At 32.5% G+C, this 24,283-nt stretch carries 22 protein-coding genes, 15 tRNA genes and 1 pseudogene; 34 read left to right on the top strand and 4 right to left on the bottom strand.

Annotated features, from left to right (window positions below; genetic code table 11):
* Nucleotides 1-133: 133 nt before the first annotated feature.
* A complete protein-coding gene (locus AB8U03_RS06015; protein ID WP_369703641.1) occupies nt 134-649 on the bottom strand; it encodes a DinB family protein in 516 nt (171 codons plus the stop codon).
* Nucleotides 650-981: 332 nt separating this feature from the next.
* Between AB8U03_RS06015 and AB8U03_RS06010 the strand changes: the two genes are divergently transcribed.
* The 12 genes from AB8U03_RS06010 (at nt 982) to AB8U03_RS05955 (ending at nt 15,752) form a co-directional block, all read left to right on the top strand.
* Nucleotides 982-1,881 (top strand): DMT family transporter, encoded by a 900-nt coding sequence (locus AB8U03_RS06010; protein WP_369703640.1) that lies wholly within the window; start codon nt 982-984, stop codon nt 1,879-1,881.
* Between the two features lie 145 nt (nt 1,882-2,026).
* Nucleotides 2,027-3,385 carry a glucose-6-phosphate isomerase gene (locus tag AB8U03_RS06005; protein ID WP_369703639.1) on the top strand — a complete coding sequence of 453 codons (1,359 nt, stop codon included), beginning with the start codon at nt 2,027-2,029 and terminating at the stop codon, nt 3,383-3,385.
* 164 nt (nt 3,386-3,549) lie between these two features.
* On the top strand, nt 3,550-3,771 hold the full coding sequence (locus AB8U03_RS06000) for a hypothetical protein (RefSeq protein WP_369703638.1): 222 nt from the start codon (nt 3,550-3,552) through the stop codon (nt 3,769-3,771).
* Nucleotides 3,772-3,791: 20 nt separating this feature from the next.
* Nucleotides 3,792-4,229 carry a YaiI/YqxD family protein gene (locus AB8U03_RS05995; RefSeq protein ID WP_369703637.1) on the top strand — a complete coding sequence of 146 codons (438 nt, stop codon included), beginning with the start codon at nt 3,792-3,794 and terminating at the stop codon, nt 4,227-4,229.
* A 219-nt stretch (nt 4,230-4,448) separates the two neighbouring features.
* A complete protein-coding gene (locus tag AB8U03_RS05990; protein WP_369703636.1) occupies nt 4,449-6,452 on the top strand; it encodes a triple tyrosine motif-containing protein in 2,004 nt (667 codons plus the stop codon).
* 70 nt (nt 6,453-6,522) lie between these two features.
* Nucleotides 6,523-7,194, top strand: a complete 672-nt coding sequence (locus tag AB8U03_RS05985; RefSeq protein ID WP_369703635.1) for a transglycosylase SLT domain-containing protein — start codon at nt 6,523-6,525, stop codon at nt 7,192-7,194.
* A gap of 221 nt (nt 7,195-7,415) precedes the next feature.
* Nucleotides 7,416-8,132 carry a pseudouridine synthase gene (locus AB8U03_RS05980; protein WP_369703634.1) on the top strand — a complete coding sequence of 239 codons (717 nt, stop codon included), beginning with the start codon at nt 7,416-7,418 and terminating at the stop codon, nt 8,130-8,132.
* 522 nt (nt 8,133-8,654) lie between these two features.
* Nucleotides 8,655-8,948: a YerC/YecD family TrpR-related protein gene (locus AB8U03_RS05975; RefSeq protein WP_369703633.1), complete on the top strand. Its 294-nt coding sequence runs from the start codon at nt 8,655-8,657 to the stop codon at nt 8,946-8,948.
* Between the two features lie 191 nt (nt 8,949-9,139).
* Nucleotides 9,140-11,380 carry a DNA helicase PcrA gene (gene pcrA, locus AB8U03_RS05970; RefSeq protein WP_369703632.1) on the top strand — a complete coding sequence of 747 codons (2,241 nt, stop codon included), beginning with the start codon at nt 9,140-9,142 and terminating at the stop codon, nt 11,378-11,380.
* A gap of 32 nt (nt 11,381-11,412) precedes the next feature.
* On the top strand, nt 11,413-13,407 hold the full coding sequence (gene ligA, locus AB8U03_RS05965) for an NAD-dependent DNA ligase LigA (RefSeq protein ID WP_369703631.1): 1,995 nt from the start codon (nt 11,413-11,415) through the stop codon (nt 13,405-13,407).
* A 92-nt stretch (nt 13,408-13,499) separates the two neighbouring features.
* Nucleotides 13,500-13,769 (top strand): hypothetical protein, encoded by a 270-nt coding sequence (locus AB8U03_RS05960; protein ID WP_369703630.1) that lies wholly within the window; start codon nt 13,500-13,502, stop codon nt 13,767-13,769.
* A gap of 369 nt (nt 13,770-14,138) precedes the next feature.
* Nucleotides 14,139-15,752 (top strand): peptide ABC transporter substrate-binding protein, encoded by a 1,614-nt coding sequence (locus tag AB8U03_RS05955; protein WP_369703629.1) that lies wholly within the window; start codon nt 14,139-14,141, stop codon nt 15,750-15,752.
* Nucleotides 15,753-15,867: 115 nt separating this feature from the next.
* Here the strand turns inward: AB8U03_RS05955 and AB8U03_RS05950 are convergent, their stop codons facing one another.
* Nucleotides 15,868-16,026 (bottom strand): hydroxymyristoyl-ACP dehydratase, encoded by a 159-nt coding sequence (locus AB8U03_RS05950; protein ID WP_369703628.1) that lies wholly within the window; start codon nt 16,024-16,026, stop codon nt 15,868-15,870.
* A 98-nt stretch (nt 16,027-16,124) separates the two neighbouring features.
* Complete coding sequence (locus AB8U03_RS05945; protein WP_369703627.1) at nt 16,125-17,540, bottom strand: hypothetical protein; 1,416 nt, start codon at nt 17,538-17,540, stop codon at nt 16,125-16,127.
* Between the two features lie 93 nt (nt 17,541-17,633).
* Between AB8U03_RS05945 and AB8U03_RS05940 the strand changes: the two genes are divergently transcribed.
* The 19 genes from AB8U03_RS05940 to AB8U03_RS05850 all read left to right on the top strand — a co-directional run bounded on the left by AB8U03_RS05940 (nt 17,634) and on the right by AB8U03_RS05850 (nt 22,116).
* Nucleotides 17,634-18,623, top strand: a complete 990-nt coding sequence (locus AB8U03_RS05940) for an AIR synthase family protein (RefSeq protein ID WP_369703626.1) — start codon at nt 17,634-17,636, stop codon at nt 18,621-18,623.
* Nucleotides 18,624-18,674: 51 nt separating this feature from the next.
* A complete protein-coding gene (gene rph, locus AB8U03_RS05935) occupies nt 18,675-19,421 on the top strand; it encodes a ribonuclease PH (RefSeq protein WP_369703625.1) in 747 nt (248 codons plus the stop codon).
* The gene (locus AB8U03_RS05930) at nt 19,418-20,032 is read left to right on the top strand and encodes an XTP/dITP diphosphatase (RefSeq protein ID WP_369703735.1); all 615 of its coding nucleotides are present in this window, start codon (nt 19,418-19,420) and stop codon (nt 20,030-20,032) included. The genes rph and AB8U03_RS05930 overlap by 4 nt, the downstream gene beginning before the upstream one ends.
* A 3-nt stretch (nt 20,033-20,035) precedes the next feature.
* Complete coding sequence (locus AB8U03_RS05925; RefSeq protein WP_369703624.1) at nt 20,036-20,506, top strand: metallophosphoesterase; 471 nt, start codon at nt 20,036-20,038, stop codon at nt 20,504-20,506.
* Between the two features lie 119 nt (nt 20,507-20,625).
* Nucleotides 20,626-20,701 (top strand) — tRNA-Pro (locus tag AB8U03_RS05920).
* 69 nt (nt 20,702-20,770) lie between these two features.
* Nucleotides 20,771-20,844, top strand: a tRNA-Gly gene (locus tag AB8U03_RS05915).
* Between the two features lie 5 nt (nt 20,845-20,849).
* Nucleotides 20,850-20,926, top strand: a tRNA-Arg gene (locus tag AB8U03_RS05910).
* Nucleotides 20,927-20,930: 4 nt separating this feature from the next.
* A tRNA-Lys gene (locus AB8U03_RS05905) sits at nt 20,931-21,006 on the top strand.
* A 6-nt stretch (nt 21,007-21,012) separates the two neighbouring features.
* Nucleotides 21,013-21,088: transfer RNA gene (locus AB8U03_RS05900), tRNA-His, on the top strand.
* Between the two features lie 4 nt (nt 21,089-21,092).
* Nucleotides 21,093-21,167: transfer RNA gene (locus AB8U03_RS05895), tRNA-Gln, on the top strand.
* A 6-nt stretch (nt 21,168-21,173) separates the two neighbouring features.
* Nucleotides 21,174-21,249, top strand: a tRNA-Lys gene (locus AB8U03_RS05890).
* Between the two features lie 66 nt (nt 21,250-21,315).
* Nucleotides 21,316-21,399, top strand: a tRNA-Leu gene (locus tag AB8U03_RS05885).
* A 29-nt stretch (nt 21,400-21,428) separates the two neighbouring features.
* Nucleotides 21,429-21,503 (top strand) — tRNA-Gly (locus tag AB8U03_RS05880).
* 20 nt (nt 21,504-21,523) lie between these two features.
* Nucleotides 21,524-21,597: transfer RNA gene (locus tag AB8U03_RS05875), tRNA-Gly, on the top strand.
* 8 nt (nt 21,598-21,605) lie between these two features.
* Nucleotides 21,606-21,682 (top strand) — tRNA-Arg (locus tag AB8U03_RS05870).
* 5 nt (nt 21,683-21,687) lie between these two features.
* Nucleotides 21,688-21,763 (top strand) — tRNA-Lys (locus tag AB8U03_RS05865).
* 23 nt (nt 21,764-21,786) lie between these two features.
* Nucleotides 21,787-21,862, top strand: a tRNA-Pro gene (locus tag AB8U03_RS05860).
* A 77-nt stretch (nt 21,863-21,939) separates the two neighbouring features.
* Nucleotides 21,940-22,013 (top strand) — tRNA-Gly (locus AB8U03_RS05855).
* A gap of 26 nt (nt 22,014-22,039) precedes the next feature.
* A tRNA-Arg gene (locus tag AB8U03_RS05850) sits at nt 22,040-22,116 on the top strand.
* Between the two features lie 89 nt (nt 22,117-22,205).
* On the opposite strand, the pseudogene AB8U03_RS05845 reads toward AB8U03_RS05850, so the two are convergent.
* A pseudogene (locus AB8U03_RS05845) lies at nt 22,206-22,775 on the bottom strand (site-specific integrase); the annotation flags it as partial.
* A gap of 196 nt (nt 22,776-22,971) precedes the next feature.
* Here AB8U03_RS05845 and AB8U03_RS05840 point away from each other — a divergent pair.
* The 3 genes from AB8U03_RS05840 (at nt 22,972) to AB8U03_RS05830 (ending at nt 24,272) form a co-directional block, all read left to right on the top strand.
* A complete protein-coding gene (locus AB8U03_RS05840; protein ID WP_369703623.1) occupies nt 22,972-23,169 on the top strand; it encodes a hypothetical protein in 198 nt (65 codons plus the stop codon).
* Complete coding sequence (locus tag AB8U03_RS05835) at nt 23,162-23,563, top strand: hypothetical protein (protein WP_369703622.1); 402 nt, start codon at nt 23,162-23,164, stop codon at nt 23,561-23,563. The genes AB8U03_RS05840 and AB8U03_RS05835 overlap by 8 nt, the downstream gene beginning before the upstream one ends.
* Before the next feature lie 505 nt (nt 23,564-24,068).
* Nucleotides 24,069-24,272, top strand: coding sequence for a hypothetical protein (locus AB8U03_RS05830; protein ID WP_369703621.1), 204 nt, complete (start codon nt 24,069-24,071; stop codon nt 24,270-24,272).
* Nucleotides 24,273-24,283 lie beyond the last annotated feature (11 nt).

The raw sequence follows: 24,283 nt of genomic DNA, 5'->3' as shown, positions 1-24,283 counted from the left end.
AGGCGCAGCAGTGCTAATACCTCCATAAGGTGGGGGCGTTAGCACTGGTAGCCATGGGATAAACCAAAGCTTACATTGGTACACAGTAATTTAACAATGCCCAATAAAACTAGAATAATGGGCATTGTAATTATTAAAAGTATAAATTATAATCACCCGTTGGAATATCATCTTCTAAGCCTATAACCCTGGGCCATAACCCTGTTTCGGCAATAATAAACCCCATAAGAATCCCCATATGGCTGTGTAAATGTCTATGTTGGGCAAGGATTAATGTAAATCTTGTCCACTCACAGTTTTCAGGTTTAGTAAGGAGTATATCATCTGTTAGGTTATTAAGATATTGATTTATTTTCTTTTCAATTGATTGATAATAGTGTTTTAATTCATTTCTTGATAATGCCTTATTTGTGTGAACATCTAAATTGTTTAAATCTTTAATATGAAATGGTGGTTCTGAATATTTTCGTGGATTAATATACCACATATCTAATGAATGCAGTGTATGATAAATATGTTTCCACAAAGGCATTTTACAATAATTTTTATTCAAGTATTCATCAGGTACACAATTCATAACATTATCCACGCTCCAGAGAGCTCGTTTCGTTTGATCCTTAATTATTTCAGTATAATTTATTTCATTCATTGACTTATGCCCCTTTCTAAAGTATTATCAATAGTTTTTGTTATTAATTTTCCCCTTTAAATAAATAGGTGATGTCTGGTGGAGTCAAACTGTTTTTCAAGACACAGTTGAAAAGATAAATTATCCTAAGTATTTTTCCTCCAATTCGTGAATTACATTAGTCATTTAATGTATAATAAACCTATAAGTGGAGTCAAGTCAATATGCAGATAAAGTAACATTTGCCCATCTTCTTTAACACTATATGATTGCATGGCATGTAGTTGTTTAATATTTTATATGAAAGTATAATAATTATAAATGTTTATTCTAGCTTTAGGGGTGTATGTAAAATGAAAATTACCGCAGAAAGAAGAGCTTTAACTGCAGATCTTTCTCTTTTATTAGTTGCATTAATATGGGGAGGAGGTTTTATAGCCGCTAAAGTAGCCCTATCAAGTATTACCCCCTTTTATTTGCTGTCATTTAGATTTTTGTGTTCAGGATTCATTTTATATGTAATATTTTTTAAAAAAATGATAAAAATAGATAGAAAAAGCTTGATGGCTGGAATTGTTCTGGGATCAATCTTGTATGCAGGACAAACTTTTCAAACTATTGGTCTTAAATACACCACTCCAGGGAAGCAGTCTTTTTTAACTGCTTCCTATGCTGCAATAGTACCTTTTGCATCCTGGCTGGTGACCCAAAAAAAGCCTCATGTCTGTTCTGTATTGGCAGGTTTTTTGACTTTAATAGGAATAGGCTTTTTAAGTTTACAGCAAAACATATCTATAAGTTTTGGTGACAGTTTGACGCTGCTTTTTACAGTTGTGTATTCTTTTCAGATAGTTTTAATCGGAGTCTATGCTGAGAAAAATATAAATCCTATACAATTGACAACAGTGCAATTATTATCTGCAGGTGCATTTACATTAATCAGTGCATTAATATTTGAGCCACATATTCAGACTGCAAACAGTAAAGGCATTATTGGAGCATTGTATCTTATAATACTTAATACTACTATTGCATTTTTGGTACAAAATATAGCACAAAAATATACATCTGATACTCATGCTTCAATAATATTGTCACTGGAATCAGTCTTTGGATGTTTCCTCTCCATACTTTTAATGGGAGAAGTATTTACAAAAAAGATGGCCATTGGATGTATAATTATATTTATTGCAGTGATTTTATCCAAAAGCAATATTAATATTCATAGTTTTAAATCTAATAAGCGCTGTTAATCAGTGCCTGTGTTTTATAAGATATATAATAGGGTCAAAAATATTGGGCAATATAAATTATAAATGATTATTTTAAGATACATTTAATAATAGTAACATACTATTATATTAAAATAAGCTAAAATGCTGGAGGTGGAAATCAACTGTGTTAAATGAAGGTATAAAATTAGATTTAAGCAAAGCTTTTCCATACATACAGGAAAAAGAAATCATAAGTTTGCAGCCATCAATATCAATTGCTCATAATATGATAGAAAATAAAAATGGCCCGGGAAATGATTTTTTAGGTTGGGTTGACTTACCGGTAAACTATGATAAAAGTGAATTCAATAGAATAAAAATTGCAGCACAAAAAATAAAGAAAGATTCTGATGCTTTGATAGTTATAGGAATAGGAGGTTCCTATTTAGGGGCCAGAGCAGCTATAGAAATGCTTTCACATAGCTTTGACAATAGCCTGCTGGAAAACAAGAAAAAAAAGTTAGCAGTTTTTTATGCAGGCAATAACATGAGCTCAACTTATATGTATGATTTGCTTCATGCTGTAGAGGGAATGAATTTATCAGTAAACGTTGTCTCAAAGTCTGGAACAACCACAGAACCAGCTGTTGCCTTTAGAATATTTAAGAAGTTGCTGGAAAAAAAATATGGAACAAAAGAAGCTAAAGACAGGATATATGTAACTACGGATGAAAAAAAAGGTGCTTTAAGAAAAATGGCAGATAGAGAAGGCTATGAAACTTTCACCATACCGGATGATATAGGAGGGAGGTATTCTGTACTGACAGCTGTGGGACTTTTGCCAATAGCAGCTGCAGGTATAGATATAGATGAAATGATGAGTGGTGCAGGAGATGCACGAAAAGCTTATAAGGTTGAGAACTTGAAAAAAAATCCTGCATATCAATATGCCGCAGTTAGAAGTATATTGTATAAAAAGAAAAAGACCACTGAAATGATAGTGAACTTTGAACCCTGCCTTCATTATTTTGGAGAATGGTGGAAACAGTTGTTTGGAGAAAGCCAGGGGAAGGATAACAAGGGCATATTTCCTGCCTCGGTAGATTTTTCAACAGACCTTCATTCAATGGGTCAATATATACAGCAGGGATTGAGAATAATGTTTGAAACCTTTATAAACGTAGAGAAACCTAGAAAAGAAATGTTCATAGAAAAAGAAGATGAAGATCTTGATGGGCTTAACTTTTTAGATGGAAAATCCATGGACTTTGTAAATCATCAAGCTTTTAAAGGAACAGTTTTAGCCCATAATGATGGAAATGTACCGGTTATAATTTTAAATGTGCCTGAATTGACGGCCTATTACTTCGGATATATGGTGTATTTCTTTGAGAAGTCCTGCGGAATCAGTGGTTATTTAATGGGACTAAATCCATTTAACCAACCGGGAGTTGAGGCTTATAAGAAAAATATGTTTGCCCTGCTTGGGAAACCCGGTTATGAGGATAAAAGGATGGAATTGGAAAAGAGACTTAATTCATAAGTTGATCTTATCTGCTTCATGATGCCCTTGGCATGAAGCAGGATCATTTTAATTATAATTCACAAGACGGCTGCCTGTCGCAGCTGTTGCGTGCGTTGACAGTTATTTATATCATGTCTATAATGATAAGTATAACGAGGCTCTGTTTAATAGGAGGAAATTTTATGAAGAAGGTGTTTGTTAAATCATTAATAATATATATGGTTTTATTTTGTATGATAAATTATGCCAACACTTCAAGTCTTAATCCATTAACAATAGTAAGGATTCTAGTTATTTCCCTTTTGTGCGCACTGGCGCTTTCCGGCCTTACAGTTCTATTAAAGGTGAATTTCTTGAAAAACAATAAAGATAAATTGAAAGATAGTAAAAAACATGAAAAATAGAGGAGAGTATAATAGGAAATATGAAAATATTAGTAGATGCAGATGCTTGTCCAGGAAAGGATATAATAGAAAATATAGCTAGGAAAAATAATGTACCGGTTATAATGTACTGCGACTTAAATCATGTTTTAAATTCTGACTACAGTACTGTGGAATACGTAGACAGTGGATTTCAAAGTGTGGATATGGCACTTGTCAATAAGACTGAAAGTGGAGATATAGTAGTAAGTCAGGATTATGGAGTTGCAGCTATGGCACTTGGTAAAAATGCTTATGCCATAAGCCCTAAGGGGTATATATACGACAATGATAATATAGATAAGCTTCTTTTTGAAAGACATATATCTTCAAAAGTGAGAAGAGCCGGTGGAAGAACTTTTAATCCCAAGAAGCGGACAAAAGAAGATGATTACAGACTCGGAAAAAACCTGCTTAAATTAATAATTGCATGTCTTTAATTTTGTTATCTAAATTGATCTCCGAAGAAGAACTTATCCAGAGGCGTAGCAGTGCTTATCTCCCACTTTACGAAGTCGTGGGTGTTAGCAATGGCAGCCATGAAATAAAATATTGGAATAAATACATAAAAAGTACTATTACAAAATATGGAATTATAGTATAATATAAGTTAGAAAAAGTCTAATCAAGGGAATTATTTTACATAGGGGATGATTTAGATGAATGAATTGACTATAAATTGTAGTTTAAAAAGTCCACAGGCAAAAAAGTCAAAGGTTGTTATAAATGTAGATAATAACTTAGAACAAAAACTTATTTATAAGTATATGATAGGATGTAATGGAATATGGGACACCTTAAAAGATTTTACAGGTGACGAAAAAGTAGAGTGGATTCCAAAGGAAGACGGGAAATATATATTAATGGTACAAGCTAAAAAAGTAGGTGGAAATAAAAGCTTTGATTATATATCTAAAATGGATTATATAATAGGAAGGGCAGAGGAGAAATTAATAAGCCGCATTTATATAGATAAAGATAAGCTAGAATTAGGGGACAAACTTAATATAACAGTGGAAACCACTAAGTTTCCTATTATATTTAGGTATTGGATAAGAATAGAGGATGAATGGGAAATGATAAAAGATTATTCAGCGGACAATATGCTCTCCTGGGTAGTTAAAAGTGAGGGAAAAGGTGAAATATTGGTAGAATGCAAGAATATTGATTCAAAAAATGATTTTGATGATTTTCAAAGTGTAAAATTTCAGGTGCTCCCTTTAAAAGATATTGTAATAACAGATTTCAGATGTTTGACTTCGGATCTAGTGAAAGACTCGGAATTGATCTTTAAAGTGGACTCAGAACACGATAATGACAGGACCATACTTTATAAGTTTTTTAAAATAAATTCCAATGGAGAAACAGAATGTGTTCAAGATTATTCCACAAAGAGGATAGTAAGTTATATGGAGAAGAAAAGTGGTGAATATAAGCTTTTATGTCTGGCAAAAGATATATATTCCATGAATAAATTTGATGATAGGGCCGTTTTAAATTTTAAGGTAAAGAAATATGATAAGATTTATATAAAAAATTTTACTACAGATGTAAATTATCCACAATTATGCGGAATAAAGGTTACCTTAAAAGCGGAAGCCATAGGGGGAAGAGAACTTCTATACAGATATGTAATTGAAGGGAATTGCAGTGAGGATTCTGGTTACATCACCTGTAATAATTATGTCTGGGAAAGCAAACAACCAGGTAAATATAAACTTATTCTAATGGTAAAAGATAGATCCTTTCAGGGAAACTATGAGGCAATAGAGTATTTAAACTATATTGTAGATGAAAGAAGCAGAGAACCGGTTAAGATTGAGGGAGTAATTTTAAATAGAAATAATCCCATATTAAAGCATGAAGATATAAGTATGAAGATAAACGCTTCTGGCGGAATGGATCTTAGATATGGCTTTTTAATAAGGAAAGATGGAGCTGAATTAAAAAAGATAAAATACAGTAATAATAATTTTATGGAATTTACTCCAAGTCAAAAGGGAAAGTATGAACTGGAAGCCAGAGTAAAAGACAAGTATTCAGATAGAGAATATGACTGTCATTCGATAATAAGCATAGATGTTTTAGACTATATTCCTGCTGTAATTGATTACATATTATATCCTACAAAAGAGTATTTTTTAGTAGGGGATGAAATTGTCATAAGTTCTGTAGCGCAAAATACTAGAAATATTGTTATAAAATATGTGCTCAGTATAAATGGGCATAAGGTGGAAGAAACAGATTTTGTTACACAAAAAATATATGCCTTTGTTCCCAAATACAGTGGTACATATAAGGTGGAAATTTTTGCAAAGAATATTAAAAGCACTGGAGAATTTGATTGTAAAAGAGAAGTATGTGTGGAAGTTAATGAAGCACTTCCAGTGACAAATACTAGAATAACCTGTGATAATTTGAAATTTGTCTGTAATATGCCTGTCACCTTTACATCCCATAACGAAGGGGGAAAAGATGTGCTCTATGAATTTTACATCATGGAAAATGGAGATTGGAATTTAGTTCAAGGTTACAGTAAGAAAAATTATTACACTTTTATTCCATTTAACAAAGGTGAGTATAAAGTATTAGTTCTTTGTAAAAGTCAGCAAAATAAGGTGTCCTATGAGGACTACAACATACTTTCATTTAGAACTGAATAGTAGTAAACTTAAGTTGTTATAGTTTAATACGATAAAAAAATTGTAATATATTTTTAAGCAGGTGAAAAAAATGAGTGTAAATAACATAAGTTCTACAAATCAGGATAAAGATCTTGAAAAAGTTCTACAACTTCAAATGATGACTGAAATATTTAAACAAGCTTTTGGTAATGAAGACTCCTTTCAGCTTGTCATGGAGAGTTTGACAAAAGCATTGACTGATAGCAATGGAAATATAGATATATCTAAATTATCACTGGGTGATGAAGATCTGAGTAAGTTAGGATATGGAGGTGGGCAAAGGTTAAATACTATCTACAATAGTGTAAAAAGTGATATAAAAAGTGGAAATTCAAGTATTGATGAAGCAGTGGAGAATGCTTCTAGAAAATACGGAGTGGATAAGGATTTAATAATGGCGGTTATAAAACAAGAGTCTGATTTTAATCCTCAGTCCAAGTCCCCTGCTGGAGCTATGGGGCTTATGCAGCTTATGCCTGGAACGGCCAGTGGATTAGGTGTAACCAACCCATATGATGTAGATCAAAATGTAGATGCTGGTACGGAATATTTAAAGAATATGCTGGATATGTATGGGAACTCCAAAGAACTGGCATTGGCGGCATATAATGCAGGTCCGGGAACTTTAAAAAATAGAGGTGTAACTAGCAGTTCGGATATCGCTAAACTGCCTTATGAAACAAGAAATTATGTGCAAAAAGTTATGCAATATTATGTATAATGACAAATATAAAGCTTTAAGTTTTAAATATTTAAGTATAGCTTTATATCTGAAATTTATAATTGTAAAATGCAGAACTGTAAAATCTTATGGATTGATGTTCTGCATTTTTCTGCATTGATTTATTTAATTGTATGAATTCTTAAATATTGATTTGCATAGTATTATTTTATTTCAAATGGAAAAATACTATAGTATTATAAAAAGAAGGAGGTAATGAAGTGGATAGATTAGATAAGATATTGGCTAATTTAGGGTACGGTACTAGAAAAGAAATAAAATCCACAATAAAAAATGGAGAAGTTAAAGTGGACGGGATAGTTGTAAAAGACAATTCTATAAAAATAGATCCATACAATTGCAAAATAGAAGTCCGTGGAAATAATATAGATTATAGGAAGTACATATATATTTTGATGAATAAACCTGATGGAGTCGTATCCGCAACTTTTGACAATCTTGATGAGACGGTTATAGATATTTTGGAGCCCAGGTATCAGGCATTTAAGCCTTTTCCTGTAGGAAGATTGGATAAGGATACCAGAGGATTATTATTGATTACCAATGACGGGGACTTAAATCACAGATTAATATCTCCCAAAAATCATGTGGATAAGGTATATTATGCTGAGATAGATAGACCTGTGGATAAATCTGACATTGATAAATTTGAGAAGGGGATAGTATTGAAAGATGGGTATAAGTGCATGCCTGCTAAGTTGAAAATTATAGAATCCGATGAAGATGGTTCAAGAGTAGAAGTAACCATACAAGAGGGAAAATTCCATCAAATTAAAAAGATGTTCAATTCTTTAGAAAAAAATGTAGTGTATTTAAGAAGAATACGATTTGGACCAATAAAATTAGAAGAAGGTTTAGAGGAAGGAGAATATAGAGAATTGTCTAAAGAAGAAATTGAAAGCATGAAAAAGATTTAAATATGAATTTTTTTCATGCATATAAACATAAATTTTACAAATATATTTATATAAATAATTCATATTTTACTTGAAATTTTACTTCGATTTTACTATAATGAATGTGCAAGGATAAATAAAAGGATAATAGCCCCCTTTTTATTTATGAGCAAACAGTCCATGCCCCAATGGGCTGTTTTTACTTTTTGCAAGTGTATTTTTTCACATATACTAAAATTTTATGAAGTCATTATTGGGTTTAGAAATGGCAGCAATCGGATAAATGTAATATAATGTACTATATTGTAAAAATATTTGCAATTTTATGGATCAATAGTTTAATACGTGATAAAATTAAAGAAGAGGTGTGTTAATCAAGTAATTCTTGAGTTCAGCTGGAGTTTGTTCATAGGGAATGTTTTTTTCAACTGGACCTTAGAAGAACTTATCCAGGTGCATAGCATTGCTTATCCCCCCACTTTATGGAGGGCCTTAGTAAATGACAGCCATGGGATAAACATACATGAATAAGGAGTGGCGTTCATGGGAGATTATAAATCCAAATTAGAAAGCAAAGAAATGGATTATTTATGCGAGGCGGTATTATGCTTAAAAACAAAAGAAGAATGTTATAGGTTTTTTGATGATATATGCACTATAAACGAAATAAAATCTTTGGAACAAAGGCTTCAGGTAGCTAAAATGCTCAGTAATAAAAAGACGTATTTAGATATAGCTGCTGCAACAGGAGCTAGTACTGCTACTATAAGTAGAGTGAATAGATGTCTTAATTATGGAAGTGATGGATATAAAATAGTATTGAAAAGATTGAAATAAAATATTTTCAGTATAAGTAAAATTTAAATGTGTTGATGGATGTCAGCACATTTTTTTATGCCTTCTATGATTAAAGTATCGCTAAAATGTTATAATATTAAACATGAAGCAGGTGTATATAATTATAGTTTAAATAAAAACATAACTTGATATTTATAACAGTGTAAATATAAAAAATAGGAGTGAATTTTATGGATTTAAAAAACCTTTTGAACAAGGAGCAGTATGAAGCAGCGGTAACAATAGATGGTCCTCTGTTAATTTTAGCTGGAGCGGGATCCGGTAAGACAAGGGTTCTTACTTATAGAGTGGCCCATATGATTAAAGATTTAAATATATATCCCTCAAAGATATTGGCCATAACTTTTACTAACAAGGCAGCAGGAGAAATGAAGGATAGGATAAGAGAACTCGTTGGAGATGAAGTGGACAGTATGTGGATATCCACATTTCATTCAAGCTGTGTGAGAATATTGAGAAGGGAAATAGACAAACTTGGATATAATAAAAATTTTGCCATATATGACAGCTATGATCAAAAGGTGCTTATAAAGCAGTGCATGAAGGAATTGGATATAAATGACAAGGATATAACCGATAGAGAAATAATAAATAAAATTAGTGGACAAAAGGATGATTTAGTACCTCCGGAGCAGTTCAAAAGGGAAAATGAAGGTAATTTTAGGGTTAATAAAATTGCAGATGTATATCTGTTATACCAAAAAAAGCTGGAAGATAACAATGCTCTGGATTTTGATGATCTCATATATAAAACCGTACAGCTTTTTAAAAGTCATTCTGATGTGTTGGAATTTTACCAGAGAAAATTTAAATATATAATGGTGGATGAATATCAAGATACTAATAGATCCCAGTATGAGTTTGTTAGATTATTGGCTCAAGGCTATAAGAATATATGTGTGGTCGGAGATGATGATCAGTGTATTTATGCCTGGAGGGGGGCAGATGTAAAAAACATTTTGGATTTTGAACAGGATTATCCAAATGCAAAAGTAATAAAGTTGGAACAAAATTATAGATCAAAGGGAAATATATTAAAGGCAGCCAATGATGTTATAAGTAATAATGCTCATAGAAAGAGAAAGGTGCTTAGAACTGAAAGTGAAAGCGGAGATAAAATAAAATTGTATAGAGCATATTCCGATATTGATGAAGGCAGATATGTGGCATCCAGGATAAAAGAGATGTTAAAAGAAAATGGGAAAAGACAGTATAAGGATTTTGCAATACTTTATAGAACAAATGCCCAATCCCGTATTTTTGAAGATGTATTCATGAAATCAAATATACCTTATAGAATAATTGGAGGCCTGAAATTTTATGATAGAAAAGAAATAAAAGATATAATGGCATATCTGAAATTTATAAATAATCCTCTGGACGACGTGAGTCTGAGAAGAATAATAAATGTACCAAAGAGGAGCATAGGAGATTCTACGGTGCAAAAGATACAAAATTTTGCTGATTCTATGGAGGAATCTTTGTATAATGTGATTTTAGATGTGGATGAAGTGTTGAATTTACCTAAAAGAAGCGTTAATTCCATAAAAAAGTTTGTAAGCATCATAAACACTTTTATTAAAAATAGGGATAAAATACCGGTGTCCAGTTTGATAAGGGAAATATTAGATATTACCGGATATTTAGAGGAGCTTAAAATCAATAAGGAGGCAGATAGTATAAGCAGGGTGGAAAATCTTAAGGAGCTTGTATCAGCTGCTTCTGAATTTGAAGCTACTTCAGAGGATACAACTCTTTCTGCATTTTTGGAAAAGGTAACTTTGGTTTCAGATATAGATAATTTTGATGATAATGCAAATTCTGTTGTATTGATGACTGTTCACAGTGCAAAGGGACTGGAATTTCCAGTAGTATTTATGGTTGGAATGGAAAATGGTATATTCCCGGGTATACAGTCATTAGACAATGTTGAGGAGATGGAAGAATCCAGAAGACTTTGTTATGTAGGTATAACCAGGGCTAAAGAACAACTTTATATGACCTCCGCTGAAACCAGACGGGTATTTGGCAGGGTAGTGGCATATGAACAGTCTAATTTCATAGATGAGATATCCCGTGAATTAAGGGAATATGATACGGTGAAGAAAAATAGCATGAATAATTTTTCAGATAGAGTCCTGGATAAGAATACTTTTTCGTGGACAAAAAAAGTGACTCCTAATAATTTATCAAATGCAGTGAGGACTCCAGCTGTAAATAGTATTTCTAATGAAAATTGTCTGAAACCTGAAGGCATAAAAGAGGGAATAAAGGTTAAACACAGTAAATTCGGAGTGGGAACTATTGTCAGTATATCAAAGAATGGAAGTGATATAAAACTCACTATAGTTTTTGATAAAATGGGAATAAAAAATTTGATGTATGGAATAGCTCCATTGGAAGCCGTATAGTCATATGTTCAATTTACTTATGAGGTGATGTAATGAGTGATGATATTGTGTGCAGGATGAATAAAATTATAAAAGAGCTAAATAAATATGCCTACGAATATTATGTGGAGGATAATCCAAGTATTTCAGACAAGGAATACGATATAAAGTATGATGAACTTGTAAAATTGGAAACTGAAACGGGAGTGGTTTTCCCGTATTCTCCCACTCAAAGAGTGGGAGACATTGTGCTGGCTCAATTTCAAAAGTATGTACATAGGGGAAGGTTATGGAGCCTTGACAAGGCTCAAAGTGTAGGTGCCATAGAGGAATGGCACTTAAGAAATGAAAAAATCATAAGTGATTATAATCTAACCCATGAGGATAAATTGCCGCAACTAAGGTATGTACTAACCAAAAAGTTTGATGGACTTACCATAAATTGTACTTATGATGAAAGCGGACTTTTAGCAAAAGCTGCAACTAGAGGTACAGGTATTGTGGGAGAGGACATAACAGCTCAGGCAAAAACAATAAAGTCCCTTCCTCTTAAAATAGATAATCATAGTTTGGTTGAAATACATGGGGAAGCTATTATGACTAAAAAAGCTTTTGAACAGTATAATAAAAAAGCCAAGGTACCCCTTAAAAACTTGAGAAATGGTGCAGCTGGAGCTCTCAGAAATTTAAATATAAAGGAAACAGCTAGAAGAAACCTTTCGGCATTTTTTTATGATGTAGGATATAACGAGGGGAAGCCTTTTAAAAGCTATGTGGAAATGATGAATTTTATAAGAGAAATGGGCCTGCCACAGGACAGTTATCTTAAAGTATGTACCAACATGGATGATATAAAAAGTGAGCTGGAGTATATACACGGCATAAGAGAGGAACTTCAATATGATATAGATGGTGTAGTAATAGTGGTGGATGATATGAGAACCAGAGAAGTTATTGGATATACTGTTAAATTCCCCAAATGGGCTCTGGCATACAAGTTTGAGGCAGAAGAGATTACCACAAGGCTTTTAGACGTAGAGTGGAATGTAGGCCGCAGTGGAAGGGTAACACCTACTGCCATTCTGGAACCGGTGGAACTAGCTGGAGCTACGGTAAAAAGGGCAACTTTAAATAATATGGATGACATAAAAAGAAAGGGAATAAAAATAGGCTGCAGAGTATTTGTAAGAAGATCCAATGATGTAATACCGGAAATCACTTCAGTTGTGGAGGACAATTTAGAGGAGACCAAGACAATAGAAGTTCCCAAAAAGTGTCCATACTGTGGAAGTCAGCTCATAAAGGATGGAGTTCACTATTTTTGTGAAAATACACTTTCCTGTAAACCACAGATGGTAAAAAGCATAGTTCATTTTGGAAGTAGAGAAGCAATGGATATAGAAGGATTTAGCGAGAAAACTGCAGAGCAGCTTTTTGAAAAATTAAATATAAAATCCATAGCTGATTTATATAGAATTCATAAAGAGGATTTAATGACTTTAGATAAATTTGGAGAAAAAAAATCTCAAAACCTTATAAATGCTATAGAAAAAAGTAAAAACTGTGATTTGGCTTCATTCATATATGCTCTTGGAATACCGAATGTGGGGAAAAAGACTGCTGCTGATTTATGCAAAAAATTTAATAATTTAGAAGGCATTCAAAAAGCTGCATTGGATGAACTTGTATCCATTCAGGATATAGGAGAAACAGTAGCAAAAGGTGTAATAGAATTTTTTAAGCTGGATAATATAATAGAGAGTATAAATGAATTATTGAAGTTGGGAATTAAGCCTTATTTTAAAAAAATTAACATAGAGAGCAATGTATTTAAAGGAAAGACAGTAGTGGTTACAGGAACTTTAAAAAACTATTCAAGAATGGAAATAAAAGAAAAATTGGAATCATTGGGAGCTAAGGTTTCCAGTAGTGTAAGCAAAAAAACAGATTATGTTATAGCAGGTGAATCCACTGGAAGCAAGTACGAAAAAGCAGTTGAATTTGGAGTTAAAATAATTGATGAAAATCAATTTGAAAATATGATATAGATATTTACAAAATAATTAAAGAGAGTTATTATAAAAATAGTTTTATTTGATATTATAATTAGACTTCAGGTAAAAAACCTGTGGAGGAAAAAATGAAAAAGGCAATAAGTTTATTGGGATGGATAGGTGTTATATTTACTATCATTGCGTTGGTATTAACACTTCTTACTACATATCATTTTACATATGTAAAGTATTTTAATGATTACTATACATTGCAGTGGAGCATATTTGGTACTATGATGATATGGGCCGCAAACATGATGGTTTTTAGAACTAATTTTAAAAATATAGTATATCCTATAACTTGTGTGATAATAGCTTGTGCAACTATGTTTTTTATGTATATGAAGGTGTATTAGTTAGAAAGACAATCTTTTTAAGATTGTCTTATTTTTTTGTAATCATATGTACATATTGAGTTAATTTTTCCAGAAGGTAATTTTTATATTTTAGCTGTGATAATATCTGTTTGATAATTATAAATCCCCATATTAAAACAAACATTACGGTACACATAGTCATGATACCCAAAATTTCTATTACAAGTAACATCTTTACATTCCTCCGCATAGATGAAATTTCAAGGATACAAAAATACTTAAAATATACGTGAACATTATACCATAAAAAACCTATATTAAAAATATTATAATATAATTTGATTATTTTTATAATAACTGACAATAATTTAAATTGTATTCCATTATAATGAAAATAAGGAGACATGTATGAAGAAACTTATTTATATAATATCCATTATATTAATAATTTCAATAATTTCAATAACCTTAATAGGAGGTTCTCTGCAAAAAAAAGTTCAGGAAACCGAAAGTAATGATTATAAAAATAGTTTAGTATATAATTTAGGTGAATTGCCTAAAGATTTAGTAATGCTTGATTCTGATAATGTAAGGCAAAAAGATATACTTGCCAATACTTTCGAGGGTCTTGTAGGCAGCGATGAAAATGGCAGGATAATTCCTGCACTAGCAGAAAGCTGGAATGTAGATGAAAGTGGAACTAGTTATACTTTTAAAATAAGAAAAAATGCAAAATGGAGTAATGGTTCCGATATTACTGCATATGATTTTGTGAACTTCTTTTCTGATATATTAAATGTGGATATGAACAATATATATGCCCAGCAGTTAAATTGTATATTTGGGGCAGAAAAATACAGGCAGGGGAAATGTGAATTTAAAGATGTTGCTATAAATGCTATGGACAGCAAAACATTATGCATGAGATTAAATTATCCCTGCAATTACCTGTTGAATATACTGGCACAACCTATATATTCACTTAGAAATATTGATTATAAGCTTGTTAATTGGAAAAAAGATTATAAATCAATATTGTATTCGGGAAACTTTACCATAGATAATATATCCAGTGATGGAGATATCACTTTGAAGAAAAATTCTAATTATTGGAATAAATCGCAGATAAAAAGCAGCAAGATAATACTCACCTGTTTGAAAACCAGTGAAAGCGCATTGGCAGCCTTTGAAGATTATAGAATAAATGTATTTACAAATCCTCCATTAGGAGAAATTAAAAATATAAAGAATAAGGTAAATTACATAACGGTACCTAAATTAGAGGGAACGGGTATAGCTTTCAATATGAAGAAAGAAAATATTGTAAGCAGCGTTGAATTCAGAAATTTTGTATCTATGGTCATTGACAGAAAAAATATAGTTGAAAATATATTGCGTGGTACTGCAGCATCGGCTACTTCATATGTACCTAATTATGTAAGCGATGGATTGAATGGCAATTTTATAAATAAAGTATATTTCCAGAATACGGCACAAACAGAAAGCGCTGCCGATATGATTAAAGGTTTGAATTATAGTAAAGGTGAAGGCCCTTTAAATCTAATATATGTTGATACGGTTGAAAATAAAAAGGTATGTCAGGATATAGCCCAGCGTATAAAAAAGGCCGCTGGAATAACTGTAGACTGCCAGGGATATGAACTATCCCAATTTAATGAACAGCTAAAAAAGGGCAGTTATGATATGGCAGAAATAAATTATAAAGGGGATTATGATTACCCATCTGCATTTTTGGATATGTGGAAATCTTCTTCTTCATATAATTTATATGGATATAAAAATTTACAAATTGACAATAAATTGATGAATGCAGTATTTGAAAAAGATGGAACCCAAAAGATAGAAATATTTAGAGATATAGAGAATACTTTGGCTCAGGATATGCCTATGGTACCTTTATACTTTAATGATACGGTTATTATTTCAAAAACCTATGTGACAGGTATTTATACCAACAAAATGGGAAATATAAAATTGGATAGGGCTTATTTAACTCATTGACTTGGCAAACATATGGATTATATTAAAACAGTATGATAACTGAAAGGTTCCATAAATTATGGAACCTTTCAGTTAAGTCTCATTTTAAATTTTAAATTAGGTTAAAGTCTTTATTTTAAAGAGGAAGATCTTTATTTTTTATCTGATCCTTTGGAGAAAAGTACATGCAGTTTGTTTGTAGGGATGAAAAATTTGTAATAGAATTAATACGATTCAAGGTGCATTTTCCATTTCTTTCATGTATGCATTTTTCAGAACAATTAATATCCATCATTGCCTATCACCTTCCTTGTAAGAATCAGAATGAACTTTAAAATCAATGATAAAATGCTTGTACTGGAGTGATATTATTATATCCTAAAGGTAAGAAATTTATCCTTGGAATAATGATGGTATTTTAGGTTGTAAAAAGTGCAGTATAATGAAGAATGTAAACATATTTTTGTATGTGTCAAAAGAAGTCTTTACAGATTTAAACTTTTGCTTTTTCATACTATAAGTTACATATTTGCAAAAAACAGGTGCTATTTCGCAGGCTTCAGGAGAAGGAATTGAAGTTGTTCTGAAACTTTGCTCATCTATTAAATCCTCTGATTTAAGAGAAAAATTTTTATATCGTTCTACATTATTTAAATCAGGAGCTTCAGGCCAGCTTAAAATCATACCTGAATCTATAAGCTGACGTTTGAATATATCCAATGCTATTAAGCTGTTTTTATCCCTGTTATTATACATTTCTATATTTATCAAAAAAACCATAAGATATAACATAACTTCCAAGCATGTAAATTCAATATTTTTTTTAGAGGTATTCTTTATAAACATTCCTTTTTCAGAATCATAAAGTTTTAAAAGTCTTTCAAATATAAAGTTTGCGTTGTCTTTATACTTTATAAAATTTGTATATTTATATATCATGATAAAGTTTATATAATTTAATGAGTCATTTTCTACATCCGTTTCTTTTGTCATATTGGACTGGGAATTCATGTGATAAAATTTCTCAAACAGGAGTTCTGATATATCAAGTATTAGATCCTTGCATTTATTATCTTTGGAATAGCTATAAAATATATTTAGTGCAAAACATAATTTTGTAAGTTCTTCAAAAGATAATTCATATAAATCATTTTTGGAATCAATAAGCATATTTAAGATGTCAAATGAAAAACTTTTGAAATCTTCTTTACTCTCATCATCCGTTAAAGTACTGCATTTATAGTATGCAGCCATTAATAGTGCTTGAGATGAAAATTTGAATTTTTTATCTTTGTCTATAAATTTAATTTCGGTTGTATTTGAGCTGCCCTCGCATTTCTTATCGATAAATACACCTTCAGCGTTTCTAAAGTAAGATGCATAAAACTCCAGCTGCTTTTTACATAAAGAGACATAAAGTTTCCCCAAATTGTATTTATTTTTATCTATGTTGTGAAAAGAATTATAATAATCTGAAAGTTCCATCAGACACAAGGTCATAAATGCGTTGCTGTCTATGTTTATTTCTTTTTTGAATTTATCATCGTTCCAGCATAACTTATTATCCATGTCTATAAGAATAGGATTTGCTTTTCTATAAATACATAAAAGTGGAGAAACATCTTTAAATGTGTTAATATCAAAATTAGATATATTTTTGGAGCTGATTCCCTTGGCCGAAGTGGAAATTCCACATTTTGAGTGTAGTACAATATCTCTTAAAGATTCTTTTGAAAAATAAAATAGCTGTTGCTTAACATCAATAGGTTTTATTTTATTGATTTTTAAGAAAGGTCCTATATATTTCAAAATATTTACACCTACCATAAATTAATCCCTATATAAATAATATGAAGTAGGATGTAAAATAGTGCTTATTTATTTTAGAAAGGAAGAAATTTTATGAAAATCGGAAAATTGGATTGGAATGATTTAAAAACAATAATAGATAAAAATAGAACAGTTGAGAGAAAGGATGTCAGAATAAGAAGCGGCATAGGAGAGGACTGCAGTGTAATAAATTTTGGGGATAAAGAATGTATCGTTTCTACGGATCCTATTACCGGTGCTGATTTAAATAGTGGTGTACTTGCGGTACATATAAATTGTAATGATATAGCCTCCTGTGGAGTTGAACCAGTGGGAATTTTAGTCACAATTCTTGCTCCTGAGAATTCCTGTTTGGAAGATATAAATAGAGTTATGAGAGAAATAAGCCTGGAGGCAGGTAAGTTGAATGTAGAAATATTAGGGGGACATACAGAGGTAACTAAAGCTGTTAATAAAATGGTTATTTCCTGTACTGCAATAGGAAAAGGAGATAAAAGCAAGGCCGTATCCACTTCAGGGGCAAAAGAAAATGATGATATAGTAGTAACAAAGTATTTGTGCCTGGAGGGAACCAGCATTGCAGTTAATGATTTTGAGAAGAAACTTAAGGGCATACTTACGCTTGAAGAAATAAATGAAGCCAAGGGTTATATAAAGCATATAAGTGTAGTTAAAGAGGGGGTATTGTCCGGAAAATTTGGAGTAAATTCCATGCATGATATAACTGAAGGAGGCCTTTTAGGGGCACTTTGGGAAGTCGCTGAAGCAAGTAAGGTTGGGTTTAAAGTGTATGAAGATAAAATACCACTCACTAATATAACTACAAAAATATGTGATGAATATTCCATAGATCCCTTAAGACTTATTTCCTCTGGAAGTATGCTTATCACTACTGAAAACGGAAGTGGATTAGTTGATATGTTAAAGTGCAGCGGTATTAAGGCAAGCGTTATAGGAAAAATTACTAAAAAAGAATGTATGTTGGTTTCCAATGGAAAGGAACAAAAGGTAATGCCTCCTAAGAGTGACGAATTATTTATATTGGAGGAAAAATTAAAATAATTGATGTATAATTAGTTTAGTAAAATATAGTTTTGATTCTGGAGGTAGAACATGCGAGTTGACGGTAGAAAAAATGATCAAATTAGGCCCATAAAAATAACAAGAAATTATACAAAATATGCAGATGGATCTGTGCTGATAGAAACTGGAGATACAAAGGTAATATGTACTGCATCCATAGAGGATAAGGTTCCTCCTTTTTTAAAGGGAAGAGGGGAAGGTTGGATTACCTGTGAATATAATATGCTTCCTAGGGCCACTCAAGTTAGGAAGGTAAGAGATATAACCAGAGGGAAAATTGACGGCAGGGCTATGGAAATACAGAGGCTTATTGGTAGGGCCCTTAGATCTGTAGTGGATTTGAAAGCTATAGGCGAAAAAACCATATGGATTGATTGTGATGTGATTCAGGCAGATGGTGGCACTAGAACAGCTTCTATATCCGGAGCATTTGTATCGTTGGTGGATGCCGTAAATAGACTTCATAAGAGGTCTCCTTTTAAGGTTTATCCAATAAGAGATTTTGTAAGTGCTATAAGTGTGGGAATAGTAAATGATGTAAGAATGTTGGATTTATGTTATTTGGAAGATTCAAGGGCCAAAGTAGATATGAATATAGTGATGACAGATTCAAATGAATTTGTGGAAATACAAGGGACAGGAGAACAAAGTCCATTTACAAAGGAAGACTTAAGTGAACTCATGATGTTAGGAGAAAAAGGTATAAAAAATATGATCCATGCCCAAAAAAATAGTTTGAAAATGGATTCCCTGTGGATAGGGACAGGTGATAGATAGTGAAAAAATTAGTAGTGGCAAGTAATAATCATAATAAGATAAGAGAGATTAAACAGATATTTTCCAAATACCCTATAGAAATTTTATCTATGAAAGAAGTTGGAGTGAATATAGATATCGAAGAAGATGGAGTTACATTTTCGGAGAATGCTTATAAGAAGGCCGAAACTGTATACCGCATTCTTGAACAAAAGGCTATGGTATTGGCAGATGATTCAGGTCTTATGGTCAAAGGATTAAATGGAGAACCGGGAGTACATTCTGCAAGATTTGCAGGCGAACACGGAAATGACAAAAAAAATAATGAAAAACTTTTAAAACTTTTAAAGAACAAGGACAGGGAAAGCAGAAAGGCAAAGTTTTTATGTACTATTGTATTGATAGAAGATTTGAATAAGGTAATCAGGGTTCAAGGAGAAGTAGAGGGGCTAATATGTGAAGAAGAAAGAGGAAGTAATAAATTTGGCTACGATCCTTTATTTTATGTACCAGAATATAATATGACTTTTGGAGAAATGCCCGCTGAATTAAAAAACTCTATAAGTCATAGGGCAAAGGCATTGGAAAAATTAAAGAGAGAAATGAAAAAATATATAGAGAGGGAGATATAAAGTTTGCAGATAGGAGTAATAAGTGATACGCATAGAGACAGAAAATTTGCTGATAGGGTTAAAAATATTTTTTCTGATATGGACATGATTATTCATTTAGGAGATAATGTTCAGGATGTTTTGAAGATAGAAAAGTTTTATACCGGGCCTATTATAAATGTGAGGGGAAACTGTGATTTTTCGGTAGGTGTTCCCAGTGAAAAAATTGAAACCATAGGTGGTAAAAGATTTTTTATAACTCATGGACACAGGTATGATGTTAAATATGATCTATCTGGATTGAAATATAAGGCCATGGAGGAAAATGCGGATATAGTTTTATTTGGGCATACACATCTATCTAAAATAATTTACGAAAATGGAATATGGTTTGTTAATCCCGGCAGTCCATCTGTACCTAGAGATGGCTTTAATAGTGTGGCAATAATAAGTTTGGAGGATGGAATTATAAACCCTGGAATCAAAGGAGTGTAAATAAAATAAAAAAAATCTTGAATTAGGTATTGACGAATTCATATATATCGTGTAGAATAATTTATGTCGTCAAGAGTTTAAAAAAAACTTCTAATATAAGTGAAATTAGTTTTTAATGTCGGGGTGTGGCGCAGATGGGAGCGCGCGTGGTTTGGGACCATGAGGTCGCAGGTTCAATCCCTGTCACCCCGACCATTTGAATTTAATGGGAAAGTCTACAGATTTATAATATGTTAAATTCACTTATATAATAATAAGAATTGTGCGGGTGTAACTCAATGGTAGAGTGCTAGCCTTCCAAGCTAGTTATGAGAGTTCGATTCTCTTCACCCGCTCCAAGCGTGCGTCTTTAGCTCAGTTGGATAGAGCAACGGCCTTCTAAGCCGTGGGCCGGGGGTTCAAATCCCTTAAGACGCACCAATATGCGCCATTAGCTCAGTTGGTAGAGCATCTGACTCTTAATCAGGTTGCCCGGGGTTCGAGTCCCCGATGGCGCACCAAATATGGTGGACGTAGTTCAGCTGGTAGAGCGCCAGATTGTGGTTCTGGTTGTCGTGGGTTCGAACCCCATCGTTCACCCCAGTGTTGGGATGTAGCCAAGTGGTAAGGCAATGGACTTTGACTCCATCATTCGTAGGTTCAAATCCTGCCATCCCAGCCATTTAATGGTTTACTAGCTCAGTTGGTAGAGCACATGACTTTTAATCATGGTGTCCGGGGTTCGATTCCCCGGTAAGCCACCAATACAACATATAAGGTTTATGTTGAAAGTTTAATGTGGTAAAATTCTAATATTTGTTTTTATACATGCAGGTGTGGCGGAACTGGCAGACGCACTAGACTTAGGATCTAGCGCCTATGGCGTGGGGGTTCAAATCCCTTCACCTGCACCAAAACCATAAATGTGGGATTTTTTTATTATGCGGGAGTGGCTCAGTGGTAGAGCGTCACCTTGCCAAGGTGAACGTCGCGAGTTCGAATCTCGTCTTCCGCTCCAAATATAAAGTATGAAGTATTGCGGGTGTAACTCAATGGTAGAGTGCTAGCCTTCCAAGCTAGTTATGAGAGTTCGATTCTCTTCACCCGCTCCAAGAAATATGCGTCTTTAGCTCAGTTGGATAGAGCAACGGCCTTCTAAGCCGTGGGCCGGGGGTTCAAATCCCTTAAGACGCACCAGATAAGCGCTATTAGCTCAGCTGGTAGAGCATCTGACTCTTAATCAGGTTGCCCGGGGTTCGAATCCCCGATGGCGCACCATATACATATATTATATATAATGTCGGGGTGTGGCGCAGATGGGAGCGCGCGTGGTTTGGGACCATGAGGTCGCAGGTTCAATCCCTGTCACCCCGACCATTTGAATTCAATAGGCAAAGAATTTAAAGTTCTAAATACATGTATATTATAATTATGCATTAATTAATAACAGATTTGCGGGTGTAACTCAATGGTAGAGTGCTAGCCTTCCAAGCTAGTTATGAGAGTTCGATTCTCTTCACCCGCTCCATTTGTATTTTAAAAATAATATAATAGGCACCCATAGCTCAGCTGGATAGAGTGATGGACTTCGAATCCAGAGGCCGGGAGTTCGAATCTCCCTGGGTGCACCATTGATATGACTGGATTTCAAATGTTTAAAATTCTATTAAAATATAATTTTCCGGGGAAATTTGCGGGGAATTAGACATAAAAAAATAAGCTATTCTTTTTGCGGGTTATCGTTCCCGGGAAATAATAAATTTTCTAATTTATTTATAGCATTTTCCTTTAAACTCGGCAACATATGACTATAAGTATTTAATGTCATACTAACGGTGCTATGACCCATGAGTTCAGAAACTACTTTGGGATTAGTATTGGCAGTTAAAAGCATGGTAGCATAGGTATGCCTTAAATCGTGGAATCTTATATAGGGTATATTTAATTGTCTGCATACATTATACTGTTTCATTACCCTGGTATAATTTTTAGAAATATAGTTAGGTTCATAAGGAGATCCGTCTTCTTTACATTTAACGAAATTACGTTTATCGTAGTTTTTATTTTTTGATTTATTATACTCCTGAATTTGTTTTAATTCTTTAAGTCCTTTTATTGTGTAATCCAATAAAGGGATTTTTCTTTTTGAAGTAGGAGTTTTTAATTCTAATAGTTGAAGATTACCATCAACTTTTTGAAGCTGCCTGGTAATATATATTTCTTTATTTTCTAAGTTAACATCTTTCCATCTTAGTCCGCATAATTCACCCAATCTTACTCCCGTAGTAGCTAATAGTAAAAAAGAATATTATGAGGAGCTTGAAAAAGAGAAACACGAACAGGAGGAAAAGAAAAAGCAGGAGGAACTTGAAAAGTCATTACCTGAAAATGCAGTTGTACTTGATAAATTGAGAAAACCAAAAGAAACACACATCTTTGGTATTGAGGATTTTAGCAATTTAACTGAGAAACAATTTGATAAATGATTGAAGCATACAGAGAAGTACCAGACTACAATTTATAAAACTGCAATGCTCAGTACAGGTGATGAATTACTAAGAGCGTGGAATTGTATACTTGAAAATCAAAAAGAGGTCGACCTTGAGTTAGAAACTATCAACTTAGCCATAAAAAGATTAATTGAAATACAAAATTATTTTAAGGGGGTAAAAAAGGATGAGTAATTACAGCAGTCTTGAGAAAAGGGCAAGAGAAACCATATTGCGACAAATGGATGAACTCGGAGAAATTACTACAGATGCTGTAGCGGAGCTTATAAGACCTCATTATATCTTTGATATTCGTAGATTTAGAAATCAGGCACTTAGACGTACAGCCAACAACTTAATGAGAAGGTACAAAGATGATAAAGGTGTAAGAACTTGTTTCAACTATAAGGATGGTGGCGTTCCAAAATATGTAAATGTGGACAAAACTAAGAATTTAAAAGCTCTTGAAGATGTAGAAAGTCAGTTGAATAAGAAATACAAAGGCCTGAATGCGTCAAAGAAAAAAGTAACTCTAAGAAAGCAAGTATTATCTGGTCAAATATTCATGAAAGATATTGAGGTTAAATAAAGGAGGCGTGGAAACCACGGAACAACTTTTAACCAAAAAAGAACTATAGACCAGTACAGAGAGGATGGAATTGTATCTACTTGTAACCTTTGATGAGGGTGCGAAGGAAAACAAAGTTTTCCTTCAATCTACTCTACCCTTGTAGAGTGAAAATATGATAATATTAAATCATAAAAGTAAGATAATGTATACTATTCTTCAAATATAATCATTTACCAAAGGGAGGTTTGATGTTAATGAGTATTTTTACAGAGCTAATAATCAGAGGTATCTTAGTTATTGCGTTAAATGATGGTATTATACTTTACGTGATTAAAAAGCGTTCTACTCCAATAACTATTTCAATAATTTTAGGAATAATTTTAGTAACAAGTGTCGCATTTGTGATTAATACTTGGTATTGTCTTCATCAGAATGGAATTATATAACCTAAACGCATTTTTCTTATATTGTTGAACGATTGTAAAATATTCTTCACCAATTATATAAATAAGGGAGTAGCTACATGAAGTTTAATAAAAAAAGTATATTAGTAGATATTTTAATCTTAGTGATACCTGTAATTATAATGTTTTTGTTAATGCTAATTTTGCCTGATAAAATATCAATTCACAGAGGAATAGCTAACAGTTATATTGATAAAAAGTATTCTTTTCTTTTAGGATTACTACCATTTGTAATATATGAGTTAAAATATAATAGAAAATAGTAGTTCGGAAC

Source organism: Clostridium moutaii (assembly GCF_041205085.1).
GTDB lineage: Bacteria > Bacillota > Clostridia > Clostridiales > Clostridiaceae > Clostridium_B > Clostridium_B moutaii.
Note: the sequence above shows the minus strand (reverse complement) of the source record. Positions and strands in the feature narration are given on the sequence as shown.

Bases quoted from the DNA above. Each gene is read 5' to 3' on its own strand.
- AB8U03_RS06015 (WP_369703641.1), bottom strand. From the start codon at position 649: ATGAATGAAATAAATTATACTGAAATAATTAAGGATCAAACGAAACGA.
- AB8U03_RS06010 (WP_369703640.1), top strand. From the start codon at position 982: ATGAAAATTACCGCAGAAAGAAGAGCTTTAACTGCAGATCTTTCTCTT.
- AB8U03_RS06000 (WP_369703638.1), top strand. From the start codon at position 3,550: ATGAAGAAGGTGTTTGTTAAATCATTAATAATATATATGGTTTTATTT.
- AB8U03_RS05995 (WP_369703637.1), top strand. From the start codon at position 3,792: ATGAAAATATTAGTAGATGCAGATGCTTGTCCAGGAAAGGATATAATA.
- AB8U03_RS05990 (WP_369703636.1), top strand. From the start codon at position 4,449: ATGAATGAATTGACTATAAATTGTAGTTTAAAAAGTCCACAGGCAAAA.
- AB8U03_RS05985 (WP_369703635.1), top strand. From the start codon at position 6,523: ATGAGTGTAAATAACATAAGTTCTACAAATCAGGATAAAGATCTTGAA.
- AB8U03_RS05975 (WP_369703633.1), top strand. From the start codon at position 8,655: ATGGGAGATTATAAATCCAAATTAGAAAGCAAAGAAATGGATTATTTA.
- pcrA (WP_369703632.1), top strand. From the start codon at position 9,140: ATGGATTTAAAAAACCTTTTGAACAAGGAGCAGTATGAAGCAGCGGTA.
- ligA (WP_369703631.1), top strand. From the start codon at position 11,413: ATGAGTGATGATATTGTGTGCAGGATGAATAAAATTATAAAAGAGCTA.
- AB8U03_RS05960 (WP_369703630.1), top strand. From the start codon at position 13,500: ATGAAAAAGGCAATAAGTTTATTGGGATGGATAGGTGTTATATTTACT.
- AB8U03_RS05955 (WP_369703629.1), top strand. From the start codon at position 14,139: ATGAAGAAACTTATTTATATAATATCCATTATATTAATAATTTCAATA.
- AB8U03_RS05950 (WP_369703628.1), bottom strand. From the start codon at position 16,026: ATGATGGATATTAATTGTTCTGAAAAATGCATACATGAAAGAAATGGA.
- AB8U03_RS05940 (WP_369703626.1), top strand. From the start codon at position 17,634: ATGAAAATCGGAAAATTGGATTGGAATGATTTAAAAACAATAATAGAT.
- rph (WP_369703625.1), top strand. From the start codon at position 18,675: ATGCGAGTTGACGGTAGAAAAAATGATCAAATTAGGCCCATAAAAATA.
- AB8U03_RS05835 (WP_369703622.1), top strand. From the start codon at position 23,162: ATGAGTAATTACAGCAGTCTTGAGAAAAGGGCAAGAGAAACCATATTG.
- AB8U03_RS05830 (WP_369703621.1), top strand. From the start codon at position 24,069: ATGAAGTTTAATAAAAAAAGTATATTAGTAGATATTTTAATCTTAGTG.